This is a genomic window from Streptoverticillium reticulum, assembly GCF_047456005.1.
GTDB classification, from domain to species: domain Bacteria; phylum Actinomycetota; class Actinomycetes; order Streptomycetales; family Streptomycetaceae; genus Streptomyces; species Streptomyces reticulum.
The window spans coordinates 1,930,757-1,944,702 of the sequence record NZ_CP179755.1 but is presented as its reverse complement, the minus strand read 5'-3'; the positions used below and the strand labels follow the sequence as shown (position 1 = coordinate 1,944,702).

Sequence of the window (13,946 nt, the reverse complement as noted above, 5' to 3'; positions counted from 1 at the left end):
GGGGCACCTGCAGGGGGGGTGAGGCATGAGAAGCAGCTGAGGCCGGCCTGCAGGGTTCACCAAAGAAGCTCCCGGTCGGGAATGCAGCGGTCGATGGTCGAGACGTCCGAGTCGGTGAACCGTGTCTGCCCTGCTGCTGCACAGTACTTCAAGAGTTCGCGTACTGAACAAGGGGTGATCAGGACCGATGTCACCACCGGCTTCCTCAGGACCCAGCTCAGTGCACATTGACTGGACGACTGTCCACGCTGCGCTGCCACGCTGCTCAGGCGTTCCCAGAACCTGTCCATCTCGGCTTCCGAGAGATGCGTACTCGCATTCCGTTTGAAGTCCAGCGCTCCCTCCACCACGCACCCGAAACCCTCCTGCTCCAGCAACGAGAGAAGGCCGTATTCAGGCCAGCGGTTGAGCATGGAATACGTGACCCGGAAGGCAGCGACAGGGGTTCCCAGGTCCCGCAGCAGGTCCGAAACCTTGCCCGCGATCGCAGGAGAATATCCCGAGAGGCCCACGTACAGCGCCTTGCCCTGACGGACGGCGGCATCAAGGGCCGAGGCGGTCTCCTCGATCGGGGTGAGCGGGTCGTGTCTGTGCGCGTAGAACACATCGATGTACTCGAGGCCCGTACGGCGCAAGGTGGCGTTGAGGGAGGACAGCAGGCGTTTGCGTGAGCCGAACCCGACCAATGGCCCGGGTTGCGTGCCGAGCCCTGAACGGGTCGATACGACGAGCTCCTCCCGTCGGCAGGGGAGAGCGTGAGCCAGATGCCCGAAGTTCTCCTCCGCTGCTCCGTAGGGGGGTCCGTAGTGCGGCGACAGGTCGAAGTGGGTAATGCCGTTCTGCAGGGCTGCATCCAGCAGATTGTGCATCTTCTGGAATGCCTGGTCGTATCCGAACTGCCCTTCCAGGCTCAACCCGACCGATGACATGTAGAGCCCGCTCTCCCCGCTTGCCCGTAGTTGCACGGGGTGGTGCTCCTTCTTGCGGGCGTCGGCGATCTCGACAGTTGTGCAGTTCATTTACGTGTTCCAGACGTGACGTGGAAGTGGAATGCTGATCACCGGTAAGCGGCAGTCACGCGATGGCCGATGCGTGTCATCCCCTGTCGATCACGGGGACGTCCGCGTCCGAGGTGAGTTCCTGGATGCTGTTCGCCTACGGCTCCGACGGCCCTGCTGTGCGGGGTTGTCGAGTTGAGGGTTGCCACGTGTCCGGCGGTACCGATGCCCATCCCGACCCTGCGAACGAAGAGTTCCTCAGTGAGAACTCCGAGGGCTGTGGCGATCCTCCATGCAGTCTCCGGTCTGACGCCACGCTGCCCTTGCATGACCAGCGAGATGAAGGGTTGAGTCACGTGGGACTTTTGCGCCAAAGCGCGTTGGGAGATTCCTTTGAGCTGCATGAGCTCGATGAAGCGTTGTCGATCGCGGAGGTACATGTCTTCTCCTCGTGAAGCGAGTGGCGATGTGCGGTCTTGATGACAGGTCAACACAGTTATCGCAACTTGGGCAATTTTGGCCCTGCTTAAGTGTCGCCCCAGTTATCGGCGTTCAGGCCGGGAGTGCGGCGATGGCTGGGAAAGCGATCCCCAGGAGCCGAACTGTGGTTATACGCGCGACTTCCTCCGTTGAGGTGCACCGGATCCGCGTCGAGCAGTAACTCGGTTATGCCCGGTCATATCGCGCCGGTTGCGGAGGGGAGGCCGTGCTGTCGAAAAGGCGGCTGCCCCTGGGGTGTTCACCCCAGGGGCAGTAGTGTCCGGTCAGCCATCAGCACCGCGCAGCGGGGCCGCTGCGCGGTGCTGAATCCCCCTTGCCGGCGCCGTTCGGGCTGTTCGGCGGCAGCGGAATGAATCCTATGGGCACGGGTTCCGGTATTGGCTCGTTTCCTGCTTGCGCAGTTGAACAGTTGCGTTCGGCGATGTCGATGCGGAGTGCCTCGTACCCGGGGTAGCGTCGTGTCCCGCAACCGGCGGCGCAGTGGGCGACGCCGTCGTGGACGGCCCACCCTTGCGGGTGGGCGCAGTTGTTCACCCGTGGTCCGAGCGCTGGTGACGGCCCATCAGGACGACCCATTTGTCGGCCGCCATGCGGTCGCCCGCCGCCGTCGCCTTGGCATGCTCGTCCTTGATCCACGCACACGCCGCACAACGGGGTGCCCTGCGGGCGGCTTCGCGGGTCGGTTCCGGGGTATGGGGCATCGGGGCAACCTTTGTTTGCCGGTCGCTCACTCACGCGAGCGATGTTCTTCGGGGTTCGCCCCCAGCGTGGTGCTCCGCCCGTACGGTGAACCAGAGGGAGCGCCTGGACGGCGCCAACTGTCCAGCCATCGTTTGGAGTTCTTGCGGTGATCGAAGACGCAGACCCCGCGGACCCGGGGGTGTCGCCACTCGCGCACTTCGGGGCGGAAGTTCGCTTGGAACGTGAACGGTTGGGGCTCACCCGTGAGCAGGTTGGCAAAGCGGCGCATTGCGGCTACTCGCTCGTCGCCAAGATCGAGGCCGGGAAGCGAGTTCCGACGCTGGACTTCGCGGAGGCCTGTGACCGGCTGTTTCCGCACGGGCATGGGCGATTCGGCCGACTGTGGCCTCTGGCTCTGAAGTGCGCCTTCCCGACGTGGTTCCGCAGGTACGTGGAGCTGGAATGGGAGACGAAGGCGCTCCGCATGTTCCATCCCGTGATCCTGCCCGGGATCGTGCAGACGGAGGCGTATGCACGTGCCATCTTGAGCTCCGGCCGACTGGCCGACACCGACGATGCGGTCACTGCCCGCATGGAGCGACAGCGCATCTTCGAGCGCAACGATCCGCCGGAGCTGTGGGTGGTGCTGGACGAAGGGGTCCTCACGCGCACGGTCGGCAGCCCGGACGTGATGAGGGAACAGCTCGTCAAGTTGCTGGACTTGGCCGAGACGCGGCCGCACGTGGTCCAGATCGTCCCGGAAGGCGGCGGCCACACGTATCACGGGTGGGGGAGCCCGTTCGGCCTCATGTCTTTCAACGAGGGCGCAGACGTGGTCCATGTCGATGGTTGGCCGAAGGGCTATTTGCTGGCAGAGCCGGGCGACGTCGGCACAGCCGGCCGCACGTACGACCTTCTCAGGGCGATGGCTCTGCCACCCAAGGAATCGGCTGGATTGATCGAATCCGTGATTAAGGACAGATATTCATGACCCGCACCTCGACCATGCCGGATTCGGCATGGCGTAAGTCCAGCCACAGCATGCCGAATGGCGGCGAATGCCTGGAGGTCCTCGACCTCATACCCGGCACTGTCCCCGTCCGGGACAGCAAACGCCCCCGCGGGGCGATCCTCGCCATCCCCGTCCCCGCCTGGGCCGCCTTCATAGCCGCCCTGCAAGGGCAACCGTAGCCGCCCGCAAGGCATCCGCGTTGAGCGGGTATGAACCGAATCGCGAGGGCACTCGCAATCGCAGCCGTCCTGCTCGGCACCGCCACGGCCCCGGCGGCGAGCCGACCCGCGGCGAGCCGACCGGCGCAGCCCGACGTCTGCCGCACCGAGGTCCGCCGGATCCCCACCACCGAGCGCGTCGTCGCGCTCACCTTCAACGCCGCCTGGGACGAGGGCGGCATCGCCGCCACCCTCGCCACCCTCCGCCAACGCGCCGCGCCGGCAACCTTCTTCCCGACCGGACAGTTCGCCGAGCGGCACCCCGCAGCCGTACGGGCCGTGGCCGCCGCAGGCCATGGCCTCGGCAGTCACTCCTACAGCCACCCGCACTTCAGCACCCTCACCCGTCTCGCGATGGCCAGAGAGGTGTGGCGTGCCGATGCCGCCATCCGCAGAGCGGGACACGCCGAGCCGTTGCCGCTGTTCCGGTTCCCGTACAGCGAGACCACCCCGCAGGCGATTGCGGAGGTGAACGCCTTCGGTTTCACCGACGTCGAGTTCACCACCGACACCAAGGGCTACCTCGGTACCGCGCGCGGGATGACCGTCGACAAGGTCGTGGAGAGGGCCCTCGCGGCCCTCACGCCCGGCGAGATCGTGCAGATGCACGTGGGCAATGACGTGGGGGACGGCGGGCACGTCCTCGACGCCGAGGCCCTGCCGCGGATCATCGACGCCGTGCGGGCACGCGGCTACCGGATCGTCGGTCTCGGGGCCCTTATCCGGCTTTGCCCTCAAGGGGGTTAGGGTGAGCTGACTCGAATCCGAAGGGGTGTCGTATGACCGAGTACCGCTCACGGATGATGCAACTGGCGTTCGGCCCGATGATCGGGCATCTGATAGGCACCGCACTGCGTCTCGGGGTGCTGGACCGGATAGGCGAGGGCGAGCGCAGCGCGGAGGAGCTGGCCGCGGAGGGGAAAGCCGACCTGCAGTCGACGACCCGGATGCTCCGGGCGCTGACCGGGATCGGGCTGCTCGCCGAGACCGCCCCCGGCACCTTCGCCGCGACCGAAACCGGTGCGTTCCTGCGCACCGATCACCCTGAATCCATGGCCTTCATGGTCAAGTTGCTGACCGATCCGTCGATGCTCCGCTCCTGGGAGCACCTCGGGGAGAGCGTACGGACCGGCGAGCCATACTTCGCGACGGTCTTCGGCAAGGACTACTTCAGCTTTCTCAAGGACAACCCGGAGCTGTCCGAGCACTTCAACATCGCCATGAGCCAGGGCACCCGGGTCACCGCGCAACTCCTGCCCAAGGCCTGTGACTTCGGGCGGTTCGGCGTCGTCGCCGACATCGGGGGCGGCGACGGCACACTCCTCGCGGGCATACTCCGGGCCCATCCCGCCCTGCGCGGAATCCTCTACGACTCCGCCGAGGGGCTGTCGCAGGCCGGGGCGAAGCTGGAGCGGGCGGGGCTGGCGGGGCGCTGCGAGCTCGTCGCCGGTGACTTCTTCGCCTCCGCTCCCGCGGGCGCCGACGCGTATGTGATCAAGAGCGTGCTGCACGACTGGTCGGACGACCAGGCCGCGACGATCCTCGGCCATGTCCGGGCCGTGCTGCCCGCGGACGGCCGGGTGATCGTCATCGAGACGGTGCTGCCGGATGTGGCGGACGACCGGCAGGAGGGGCTGAACTATATGAGCGACCTCAACATGCTGGTGAATCTGGGCGGTCGGGAACGGACGCGCGACGAGTTCGCGGAGCTGTTCTCGCGGGCGGGGCTGTCGCTGGCGTCGGTCGTCCCCGTGGGGCCGCAGGTGCCGTACTGCGTGATCGAGGCGGAAGCCGTCTGAGACGGCGGGTCAGCAACGGCTTCGGCTGCGGACCGTGCGTGGCTGGTCGCGCAGTTCCCCGCGCCCCTGACGGTGCGCGGTAGCCCTTCCCATCACCTGGCACCGAGTGCCAGACTGCGGGGATGATCAACCACGCCTGGGCCGTCCTCGGCGGGGACCCCGCCCACACGGCCGCGATCGAGTACGGCGGCCCCGTCGCCGTACTCCCCGCGCGGCTGCCCGTGCGGGAGTTGGCGCGTTCCACCGTCGCCGTGTGCGCCCTGGCCGCCGCGGAACTGGCCGGTGCGCGGAGCGGCGGCCCGCTGCCGACCGTACGCATCGAGGACGGGGCCGTCGCCACCGCGTTCGTCAGCGAACGGCACCTGCGCATCGACGGCCGCGCCCAGGTCAATTTCGCGCCCCTGTCCCGGTTCTGGCACACCGCCGACGGCCGGGTGCGGACGCACGCCAACTACCCGCACCACCGCGCCCGGCTGCTCGCCGCGCTCAATGTCGCCGACTGCGGTGACGACGAGGCGCTCGTCCCGCGCGTGGCCGCCGAACTCGCCCGCCGCACCGCCGTCGACGTCGAGGAGACCGTGTACGCGGCGGGCGGGCTGGCCGTCGCCGTACGCACTCCCGAGCAGTGGGCCGCCCACCCGCAGGGCGCGGCCGTGGCGGAGCGCCCGTTGCTCACGCTGGAACGGTTCGCGGACGGGCCGTTGCGGACCCTCGGTCCGGCCGAACCCGCTGCCCCGGCCGCGGGGCTGCGCGTGCTGGACCTCACCCGTGTCATCGCCGGGCCCGTTGCCACGCGCACCCTCGCCCTGCTCGGCGCGGACGTCCTGCGCGTCGACTCGCCGCAGCTTCCCGAGAGCCAGGACGCCCACAGCGACACCGGTTTCGGCAAGCGCTCGACCGTCCTCCACCTCGCCCGCCGCACGGACCGGGCCGTCTTCGAGGGGCTGCTCGCCTCCGCCGACGTCGTCGTCACCGGCTACCGGCCCGGCGCGCTCGACGCCCACGGGCTGGCCCCGGAGGACCTGGCCGCGCGCCGGCCGGGGCTGGTCGTCGGGCAGTTGAGCGCCTGGGGCGCGTACGGGCCGTGGGGCGGGCGGCGCGGGTTCGACTCCCTGGTGCAGGCCGCCTGCGGCATCGCGTCCGTCGAGGGCGACGGCGGCGAACCCGGTGCCCTGCCCGCCCAGGCCCTCGACCACGGCGCCGGGTACCTGCTCGCCGCCGCCGTACTGCGGGCCGTCACCGAGCAGTTGACGGACGGCGGCAGCCGGCTCGCCGTCCTCTCCCTCGCGCAGACCGCGGCATGGCTGATGCGGGGCGTGGGCAGGGACGGGGGAAGGCCCTCGGGGGCGTACGACCCCGCCGCATGGCTGGCCGAGGCGGACGGGCCGCTGGGGCGCGTCCGGTACGCCCTGCCGCCCGTGTCCTTCGACGGCGGGCCGCGCGACTGGTCCCGTCCGCCCGGGCGTTGGGGCAGCGATGCCCCTGCCTGGCGCGGACAGCAGACGTCCGATGCCGAGAGGTGAGGTTTCCGTGGCCACGACCACCATCCGCCGAGCCGTCCTGTCCCTGCCCGCCGCTCCGCTGGGCCCCGAGAACCCGCTGCCCGCGCTGCGGCCCCCGGGGGACGTGCACCGGATCGACCCGGAGGAGGCCACGGGCCTGCCCGCCGACATGGCGCGGCAGATAGGCAACGCCCCGCTGCGCACCGTGCAGCCCGTGCGCCGCCGCGACGACTACTCCCGCAAACGCGTGCAGACCGACCTCGATGCGATCGTGATCGAGAACGACCGGCTGAAGGTCACCGTCCTCCCGGGACTGGGCGGCCGGGTGCACTCCATCGAGCACAAGCCGACCGGGCGTTCGCTGCTGTACACCAACCCCGTGTTCCAGCCCGCCGGTTTCGCTCTCAACGGTGCCTGGTTCTCCGGCGGTATCGAGTGGAACATCGGCGCCACGGGCCACGCCACCCTCTCCGTCGCCCCGCTGCACGCGGCCCGCGTGCCTGCGCCCGACGGCGGCGAGATGCTGCGGCTGTGGGAGTGGGAGCGGCTGCGCGACCTGCCGTTCCAGGTGGACCTGTGGCTGCCCGACGGCTCGGACTTCCTCTACGTGGGCGTGCGCATCCGCAATCCGCACCACGAACCCGCGCCCGTCTACTGGTGGTCGAACACCGCCGTACCCGAGACGCCGCACACGCGTGTCCTGGTACCGGCCGACTCTGCTTGGTACTTCGGCTACGAGCACACGCTGCGCCGCGTCCCGGTGCCGGTCCGGGACGGGGCCGACCGCTCGTACCCACTGAGCGGCGAGGAGCCCGCCGACCACTTCTACGAGGTGCCGGACGGCGAACGCCGCTGGATCGCCGCGCTGGACGAGCACGGCCACGGCCTGGTGCAGACCTCCACCGACCTGCTGCGCGGCCGCAAGCTGTTCACGTGGGGCACGGGAGCGCGCGGGCGGCGCTGGCAGGAGTGGCTCACCGAGCCCGGCACGGGCGGGTACGCGGAGATCCAGGCCGGGCTGGCCCGCACCCAGCTGGAGCACGTCCTGCTGGACGGCGGCGGGGAGTTCGCGTGGCTGGAGGCGTACGGGCCGCTGGCCGCCGACCCGTCCGTGGTGCACGGTGCGGACTGGGCAGCGGCCCGCGGCGAGGTGGCCGGGCGGCTGGAGGCGGCGCTGCCGCGGGCCGCGGTCGATGCCGCGTACGCGGCGTGGCGGCCGTTCGCAGACCACGAGCCGAAGGAACTGCTGGCGGTGGGCTCCGGGTGGGGCGCGCTCGAAGTCGAGCGCGGGGGATTTGAGCTGCCCGGGACGCCCTTCGGCGCGGCGACGCTGGGCGAACAGCAGGCGCCCTGGCGCGCGTTGCTGCACACCGGGGCGTTCCCGGACGAGGGGCCCGAGCCGGGGCCGTCGCTGGTCTCGCCGCACTGGCGCGAGGTGCTGGAGGCGGCCGAGCCCGGTGCGCACGGCGCGTATCACCTGGGTGTGGCGCAGTGGCACGCGGGGGACCGCTCGCAGGCGGTGCGGAGTTGGGAGCGGGCGGGTCGGCTCGGGCTCGGGTGGGCGGCGTTGCGGTGCCTGGCGGCTGCGGACGCCGCGTCCGGGCACCCGGAGCGGGCCGCCGAACGGTATGCGCAGGCCGTGGCCGGGGCCCGCGAGGCGGGGGCCTCGCGGGCGGCGCGGGTCGCGCTGGCGCGCGAGGCCGTGGGCGCGCTGCTGGAGGCGGGGCGGGCGGAGGATGCGGCCGCCGTGCTGGCTGCGCTGCCGGCTGCCGTGCGGCAGCGGGGGCGGTTCCGGCTGTTGCACGCGCGGGTGCAGGGGGAGCCGTTCGACGAGGGCATCGAGGTGGAGGACCTCGCCGAGGGCGAGGACCTCGCCCCGTAGTTCTCTGCGGGCGCGTCGTGGCTGGTCGCGCAGTTCCCCGCGCCCCTAAGGGGCGGCGTCCGCTTTACGGTCCACGTATTCGAAGACCGAGCCGTCCGGGTGGCGTGCCACCAGGTTGCGGCCGATCGGGGTCGGGACCGGGCCTGCGATGATCTCCGCGCCCACCGCCCGGAGGTCGTCGGCGGCCTCGTCGACGTCCGACACCGCGATCGTCGCCGTGATCTTCCGCAGAATGGAGAGCTCCGCCTCGGGGCCGCTCATCAGGAAGAAGCAGCCGACCGCCGCCACCTTGACGCCCCCGCGCTGGAAACGCAGCGCCTCCGTTCCGGTCAGTCGTTCGTACACGGCGACCGCGTGGTCCAGATCGCCGACGCACACCCTTAGCGAGGTCCCCAGAATGTTCATGGGATCAAGGCTAGTTGGCGAAGGGTGTGCCGCGGGAGCATGCCGTGGCCTCAACCTTCAGGCGTGGCACAGCAGTTCGCCGTTCAGGACTGCGAACCAGCCGTCCTCCTGCCGCCCCCATTCCCGCCAGGCCTCCGCAACGGCCTCCAGGCCGGCGCGGTCCGTGTGCCCGCCGTCCACGGCGAGGGCGGCGTAGGAGGAGGCGACCGTGCGCTCGGCCCACAGGCCGCTCCACCACGCCCGGTCCTCCGGCGTCGCGTAGCACCAGGTGCCGGCCGAGGCGGTGACGTCCGTGAACCCGGCCGCGCGCGCCCACGACAGCAGCCGCCGCCCGGCGTCCGGCTCCCCGCCCGCGGCGCGGGCGACGCGCCCGTAGAGCTCCCGCCAGTCGTCCAGCCCGGGTATGTGCGGGTACCAGGTCATGGCCGCGTAGTCCGCGTCGCGCACCGCGACCACGCCGCCGGGTCGGCACACCCGCCGCATCTCGCGCAGCGCGCCCACCGGGTCGGGCACGTGCTGGAGCACCTGGTGCGCGTGGACGACGTCGAAGGAGCCGTCGGGGAAGTCCAGCGCGTGGATGTCACCCGTGGTGAACTCGACGTTCCCCAGGCCGCGTTCGTGCGCCACCGTGCGGGCCCGGTCCAGCACCTCCGCCGCCGCGTCCAGACCGGTGACCCGGCCCTGTGGGACGAGCGCGGCCAGGTCGGCCGTGATGGTGCCGGGTCCGCAGCCCACGTCCAGGATCTCGTGGTGCGGCCGCAGCGCGGGCAGCAGGTAGGCGGCGGAGTCGGCGGCCGTGCGCCGGCTGTGCGAGCGCAGGACGGACTCGTGATGGCCATGGGTGTACACGGGTTCCACGGGTTCCCCTTTCGGTGGTTCGTCGCTCCGACGGTACGCGCGCGTCCCGCATGGCGAGAACCGTGTTTCATCATGTGGGACCACTTCGTCACCCGCCCGCCCGTGTCGGCCCGCCGCCCACCACACGCGTCTGCAAAGGTGTAGCCAAGGCGTGTCCGGCGCCCCGTCAGGGGCGCGGGGAACTGCGCGACCAGCCACCGACGGCCTGCAGCCGATGCACCACCCAGGGATCCGGGCAAGCCCCTGGGGGAGTCGTCTGCGGGTGCGTCGTGGCTGGTCGCGCAGTTCCCCGCGCCCCTGACGGGGCGCGAAGGTCCGCCGGACACTCCCCGGAGAAGGCCGGGTGGAGCCGAGCGCGTCGGAGGTACGGATGCAGAAGGGCAAGGGCTCTCCGGCGGCCCCCGCCCTCCCGGCGGCCGAGCACGGTCTGCCCGTCCTGCCGGAGCTCGCCGCACGGCTGGCGGAGGCGGCCGGGCGCAGCGGGCCGGAGCCGGTGGGCGGCGGCACGGAGGTGCGCGAGGCCGCCTGCCGCTACTGGGCGCGGCGCGGCCTGCCCGTGGGGCCCGAGCGCGTGGTCGCCGCCTCCGGCGCCCAGCCCCTGCTCATGGCGCTGCTCGCCGCGGCGGGCGGCGAGGTGCTCTTCACCCGCCCGTGCGCCGCCTGGTACGCGCCGGTCTCCCGGCTCGCCGGGCGGTTCGCCTACCCCGTGCCCGTACCGGCCGAGTGCGGCGGCGTCCCCGACCCGTTCGCGCTGCTGGAGACCGTCCGCAGGATCCGCGCCGAGGGCGGGCGGCCGCGGTTCCTGGTCCTGTCCGTCGCCGACGACACCACCGGCACCGTCGCCCCGCCGGAGATCCTGCACGAGGTCTGCGAGGCCGCCGCCGCCGAGGAACTGACCGTCATCAGCGACGAGACCTGGCGCGACACCCGGCACGACCCGCACGGCACCGTCTACGTCGGCCCCGCCGAGATGCGCCCCGACAACGTCGTCGTCCTCACCGACCTCGCGGGCACGATCCTCCCGGCCGGCTGGCCCGCCGCCGTCGCCCGCTTCCCGGAGGACGGCCCCGGCACCGTGCTGCGCACCCGCGTCCTGTCCGTCCTCACGGCCCTGCGGGCCGAACTCCCGCCCCCGCTCGCGGCCGCCACGGCCTGGGCGCTGACCGAGCCCAAGCCCGTCCGCAACCGGATCAACGCCGCCGGGCGGCTCTACGGGGCCCTGGCCGGCGCCGCGCGCGAACGGCTTGGCGCGGCCGGGGTGCTCTCCCGCCCGCCGCAGACCGGACCGCACCTCTACGCCGACCTGGGCGAGCTGCGCGAGCCCCTCGCCGCCCGCGGCATCACCGACTCCGTCGAACTGGAGGCCCACCTCACCGAGGCGCTCGGCCACCCGGCGCCCGGCAGCCACCACTTCGGCGACGAACCCGACGCCCTGCGCGTCCGCCTGGCCACTCCACCGCTCCTGGGTCCCACCGACGAGCAGCGGCAACGCGCCCTGGACGCCCGCGACCCGCTGGCCCTGCCGGACGTCGCGGAGGCGTTGTCCACTTTTGGATCGGTGTTCAGTGAACTCGCCGGTGGCTGACCTACCGTCATGAGCGAGCCTCGGTTCCCCACGAATGGAGCCCGTAGATGACCGAACAGACCGAGCGCCCCCTGGCGGGTCCACGCCCCTTCGGCGAGCGCCGCATCTGGCCCCGGTCGTTCACCGACCGCCTCACCGCACCGCTGCCCGGGGTCCGCGCCCTGGCCCGCCTCGCCCGCGAGGGCCGGCTGCGCCCGGGACCCGAAGCCCTGCTGGAGATCGCCGAACTGCCCGTCGAACCCGGTCCCGTCCCGGCCGCCCCGCCCGCCTCCGTCGCCGCCACCTGGGCCGGGCACGCCAGTTGGGTGCTCTCCGTCGGCGGGCTGACCGTGCTCACCGACCCCGTGTGGTCCCGCCGCATCCTGGGCACGCCGTCGCGGATCACCCCGGTCGGGGTGCGCTGGGAGGACCTGCCGAGAGTCGATGCGGTCGTCATCAGCCACAACCACTACGACCACCTCGACGCCCCCACCCTCAAACGGCTGCCCCGTGACACCCCGCTGCTGCTCCCGGCGGGCCTGGGCGGCTGGGCGCGCCGCCGGCGGTTCACCCGGGTCACCGAGCTCGACTGGTGGGAGGGGGTCGAACTGCCGGGCCCGGCGGGCATGGTGCGCTTCGACTTCGTCCCCGCGCACCACTGGAGCAAACGCGGCCTGCTCGACACCTGCCGCTCGCTGTGGGGCGGCTGGGTCGTCACCGCACCCGGCGGGCGGCGCGTGTACTTCGCGGGGGACTCGGGCTACGGCCACTGGTTCGAGCGGATCGGGGAGCGCTACCCGGGCATCGACCTCGCCCTGCTGCCCATCGGCGCCTACGAGCCCCGCTGGATGCTCGGCACCGTCCACACCGACCCCGAGGAGGCCGTCCGCGCCTGCCAGGACGTGGGCGCGCGGATGATGGCCCCCATGCACTGGGCCACGTTCCTGCTCTCCGCCGAGCCGCCGCTGGAGCCGCTGCTCCGCGTCCGGGCGGCCTGGGCGGCCACGGGCAGGCCGCGCGAGGACCTGTGGGACCTGCCGGTCGGCGGGTCGCGGGTGATGGACGCGGCGGGAGTGAGCGTCACTCCCGAGCCGTCGCCGTCGCCGTCCAGGTGAAGGTGAAGCGGTTGGCGCCGTGGCCGGTGCACAGGAGATGGGACGGCGGGCGGCCGGCCCGGGTGTCGATGCCGACGACCCCGGTGATCTCGTCGTAGGTGAAGCACACCGAGCCGTCGCCCAGCACCTCGTCCCGGCCGGGCGCCATCCGCCGCACCACCACCTGGACGGGCACGCCCTCCCGGATGCCGAAGTCCCGGGCGGGCTGCCCGGAGACCAGGGTCGCGTCGAGGCCGTCGTCCGCGCGCAGGAACTGCAGGGACAACCGCTCGCGGACGCCGGCCGCGGTGCGGAAGTCCGCCCGGACCGCCCGGCCCCGGGGCCCGTCCGGCGCGACCACCGCGAGGCTGTGTGCACCGCCCGCCGCGACGGCGAGGACCGTCCGGCCCTCCACGGCCGCCGCGATCTCCGACACCTGGCCGTCCCGGTCCCGGCCGGCCGCCAGCAGCCGGCCGTCCTGCGTCACGGCCAGCCCGTGCAGGCTGCCGACCGAGGCCGCGCGGATCCGCTTGCCCTGCGCGGCCCGCAGCAGCCCGGAGACCTGGTGGTGGTCGTCGCGGCCGGATCCCAGCAGCTCGCCGTCCTCGGTGACGGCGAGGCTGTGCATGCCCATCGCGGCCACCGACGCGATCCTCCTGCCCTGCGCGGCCTGCAGGATCGCCGACACCTGCCCGAGGTCGTCCAGGCCCGCGGCGAGCAGCCGCCCGTCCTCGGTCACCGCCAGGCTGTGCAGCTCGCCCGCGGCCACCGCGGCCACCTTCGCGCCCTCGGCCGCCGCCATGATCCCCGACACGCTGCCGTGCCGGTCCTGGCCCGCGGCGAGGAGCCGGCCGTCGGCGGTGACCGCCAGCGCGTGGAACCCCCCGCAGGCGGCGGTGACGACGTGCCGGCCGTGCGCCGCCTCGACGATGCCCGCCACCTGCCGGAAGTCGTCCAGGCCCGTGCCGAGGAGCCGCCCGTCCGCGGTCACCGCCAGACTGAACAGCGGCCCGGCGGCGACCGCGGCGATCCGCTTGCCCTGCGCCGCCTTCCACAGGCCGTGCGCCTGCCCGTCGCTGTCGTACCCGGCGGCGAGCACCTGCCCGCCGGCCGTGACGGCCAGACTGTGGTGCGCCCCGGCCGCGATCGCGGTGACCTCCTGGCCCTGCGCCGCCTGGAGAATGTCCCGCACCTGCCCGTAGCCGTCCTGGCCGGCGGCGCGCAGCTGTCCGGGTGTCCGTGTCCTGCCGTCCGCGACGTGTTCTCCCGGGGCGGTGGACGTGGACATGGGCCCTCCTGGCGATGCAGTGCGGTGCGCGGTGGTCTCCCGCACGCCTCCACGCTGGGCGCTGTGCCGTGCACCGGCATCCGCGGACCGGCGAACGGGTGATGCCAGGGCGCCCCGTAAGGGGCGCGGGGAACTGCGCGACCA

Annotated in this window: 15 protein-coding genes; 8 read left to right on the top strand and 7 right to left on the bottom strand. The window is 72.3% G+C overall.

From position 1 onward, the window contains the following. Nucleotides 1–56: 56 nt before the first annotated feature. The 4 genes from ACMATS_RS08690 to ACMATS_RS08675 form a co-directional block, all read right to left on the bottom strand. Nucleotides 57–1,019: an aldo/keto reductase gene (locus ACMATS_RS08690; protein ID WP_414167545.1), complete on the bottom strand. Its 963-nt coding sequence runs from the start codon at nucleotides 1,017–1,019 to the stop codon at nucleotides 57–59. 38 nt (nucleotides 1,020–1,057) lie between these two features. Next, the gene (locus ACMATS_RS08685) at nucleotides 1,058–1,402 is read right to left on the bottom strand and encodes a helix-turn-helix domain-containing protein (RefSeq protein ID WP_414170679.1); all 345 of its coding nucleotides are present in this window, start codon (nucleotides 1,400–1,402) and stop codon (nucleotides 1,058–1,060) included. Between the two features lie 367 nt (nucleotides 1,403–1,769). After that, nucleotides 1,770–2,075, bottom strand: coding sequence for a DUF6255 family natural product biosynthesis protein (locus ACMATS_RS08680; RefSeq protein WP_414167544.1), 306 nt, complete (start codon nucleotides 2,073–2,075; stop codon nucleotides 1,770–1,772). Further along, nucleotides 2,030–2,200, bottom strand: a complete 171-nt coding sequence (locus tag ACMATS_RS08675; protein ID WP_390778061.1) for a hypothetical protein — start codon at nucleotides 2,198–2,200, stop codon at nucleotides 2,030–2,032. Before ACMATS_RS08675 ends, ACMATS_RS08680 begins: the two co-directional genes overlap by 46 nt. A gap of 146 nt (nucleotides 2,201–2,346) precedes the next feature. Between ACMATS_RS08675 and ACMATS_RS08670 the strand changes: the two genes are divergently transcribed. From ACMATS_RS08670 to ACMATS_RS08645, 6 genes are all read left to right on the top strand, one after another. Then, nucleotides 2,347–3,171, top strand: coding sequence for a helix-turn-helix domain-containing protein (locus tag ACMATS_RS08670; RefSeq protein WP_414167543.1), 825 nt, complete (start codon nucleotides 2,347–2,349; stop codon nucleotides 3,169–3,171). Next, a complete protein-coding gene (locus ACMATS_RS08665; RefSeq protein WP_414167542.1) occupies nucleotides 3,168–3,371 on the top strand; it encodes a DUF397 domain-containing protein in 204 nt (67 codons plus the stop codon). The genes ACMATS_RS08670 and ACMATS_RS08665 overlap by 4 nt, the downstream gene beginning before the upstream one ends. A 30-nt stretch (nucleotides 3,372–3,401) precedes the next feature. After that, nucleotides 3,402–4,157, top strand: a complete 756-nt coding sequence (locus ACMATS_RS08660; RefSeq protein WP_414167541.1) for a polysaccharide deacetylase family protein — start codon at nucleotides 3,402–3,404, stop codon at nucleotides 4,155–4,157. Nucleotides 4,158–4,189: 32 nt separating this feature from the next. Further along, entirely contained in the window at nucleotides 4,190–5,209 is a 1,020-nt protein-coding gene (locus ACMATS_RS08655) for a methyltransferase (protein ID WP_414167540.1), read from the top strand. 122 nt (nucleotides 5,210–5,331) lie between these two features. Then, nucleotides 5,332–6,732 (top strand): CoA transferase, encoded by a 1,401-nt coding sequence (locus ACMATS_RS08650; RefSeq protein ID WP_414167539.1) that lies wholly within the window; start codon nucleotides 5,332–5,334, stop codon nucleotides 6,730–6,732. A 7-nt stretch (nucleotides 6,733–6,739) separates the two neighbouring features. Continuing rightward, nucleotides 6,740–8,593, top strand: coding sequence for a DUF5107 domain-containing protein (locus ACMATS_RS08645; RefSeq protein ID WP_414167538.1), 1,854 nt, complete (start codon nucleotides 6,740–6,742; stop codon nucleotides 8,591–8,593). 45 nt (nucleotides 8,594–8,638) lie between these two features. On the opposite strand, the gene ACMATS_RS08640 is transcribed toward ACMATS_RS08645, so the two are convergent. Together ACMATS_RS08640 and ACMATS_RS08635 are read right to left on the bottom strand one after the other, a co-directional pair. Beyond that, complete coding sequence (locus ACMATS_RS08640) at nucleotides 8,639–8,998, bottom strand: VOC family protein (RefSeq protein ID WP_390778054.1); 360 nt, start codon at nucleotides 8,996–8,998, stop codon at nucleotides 8,639–8,641. 57 nt (nucleotides 8,999–9,055) lie between these two features. Further along, a complete protein-coding gene (locus tag ACMATS_RS08635) occupies nucleotides 9,056–9,856 on the bottom strand; it encodes a class I SAM-dependent methyltransferase (RefSeq protein ID WP_414167537.1) in 801 nt (266 codons plus the stop codon). A 370-nt stretch (nucleotides 9,857–10,226) separates the two neighbouring features. On the opposite strand from ACMATS_RS08635, the gene ACMATS_RS08630 reads away from it, so the two are divergent. Together ACMATS_RS08630 and ACMATS_RS08625 are read left to right on the top strand one after the other, a co-directional pair. Further along, the gene (locus ACMATS_RS08630; protein ID WP_390778052.1) at nucleotides 10,227–11,441 is read left to right on the top strand and encodes an aminotransferase class I/II-fold pyridoxal phosphate-dependent enzyme; all 1,215 of its coding nucleotides are present in this window, start codon (nucleotides 10,227–10,229) and stop codon (nucleotides 11,439–11,441) included. Between the two features lie 47 nt (nucleotides 11,442–11,488). Continuing rightward, complete coding sequence (locus ACMATS_RS08625; protein WP_414167536.1) at nucleotides 11,489–12,535, top strand: MBL fold metallo-hydrolase; 1,047 nt, start codon at nucleotides 11,489–11,491, stop codon at nucleotides 12,533–12,535. Here ACMATS_RS08625 and ACMATS_RS08620 read toward each other — a convergent pair. Next, nucleotides 12,501–13,802 (bottom strand): RCC1 domain-containing protein, encoded by a 1,302-nt coding sequence (locus ACMATS_RS08620; protein ID WP_414167535.1) that lies wholly within the window; start codon nucleotides 13,800–13,802, stop codon nucleotides 12,501–12,503. The two genes, ACMATS_RS08625 and ACMATS_RS08620, sit on opposite strands and share 35 nt — an antisense overlap. Between the last annotated feature and the right edge of the window lie 144 nt (nucleotides 13,803–13,946).

What these genes read in the sequence shown, in the direction of transcription:
- ACMATS_RS08680 (WP_414167544.1), bottom strand. Translation starts at nt 2,075, where the DNA reads ATGGGTCGTCCTGATGGGCCGTCACCAGCGCTCGGACCACGGGTGAAC.
- ACMATS_RS08655 (WP_414167540.1), top strand. Translation starts at nt 4,190, where the DNA reads ATGACCGAGTACCGCTCACGGATGATGCAACTGGCGTTCGGCCCGATG.
- ACMATS_RS08650 (WP_414167539.1), top strand. Translation starts at nt 5,332, where the DNA reads ATGATCAACCACGCCTGGGCCGTCCTCGGCGGGGACCCCGCCCACACG.
- ACMATS_RS08660 (WP_414167541.1), top strand. Translation starts at nt 3,402, where the DNA reads ATGAACCGAATCGCGAGGGCACTCGCAATCGCAGCCGTCCTGCTCGGC.
- ACMATS_RS08675 (WP_390778061.1), bottom strand. Translation starts at nt 2,200, where the DNA reads ATGCCCCATACCCCGGAACCGACCCGCGAAGCCGCCCGCAGGGCACCC.
- ACMATS_RS08640 (WP_390778054.1), bottom strand. Translation starts at nt 8,998, where the DNA reads ATGAACATTCTGGGGACCTCGCTAAGGGTGTGCGTCGGCGATCTGGAC.
- ACMATS_RS08620 (WP_414167535.1), bottom strand. Translation starts at nt 13,802, where the DNA reads ATGTCCACGTCCACCGCCCCGGGAGAACACGTCGCGGACGGCAGGACA.
- ACMATS_RS08690 (WP_414167545.1), bottom strand. Translation starts at nt 1,019, where the DNA reads ATGAACTGCACAACTGTCGAGATCGCCGACGCCCGCAAGAAGGAGCAC.
- ACMATS_RS08630 (WP_390778052.1), top strand. Translation starts at nt 10,227, where the DNA reads ATGCAGAAGGGCAAGGGCTCTCCGGCGGCCCCCGCCCTCCCGGCGGCC.
- ACMATS_RS08685 (WP_414170679.1), bottom strand. Translation starts at nt 1,402, where the DNA reads ATGCAGCTCAAAGGAATCTCCCAACGCGCTTTGGCGCAAAAGTCCCAC.
- ACMATS_RS08665 (WP_414167542.1), top strand. Translation starts at nt 3,168, where the DNA reads ATGACCCGCACCTCGACCATGCCGGATTCGGCATGGCGTAAGTCCAGC.
- ACMATS_RS08625 (WP_414167536.1), top strand. Translation starts at nt 11,489, where the DNA reads ATGACCGAACAGACCGAGCGCCCCCTGGCGGGTCCACGCCCCTTCGGC.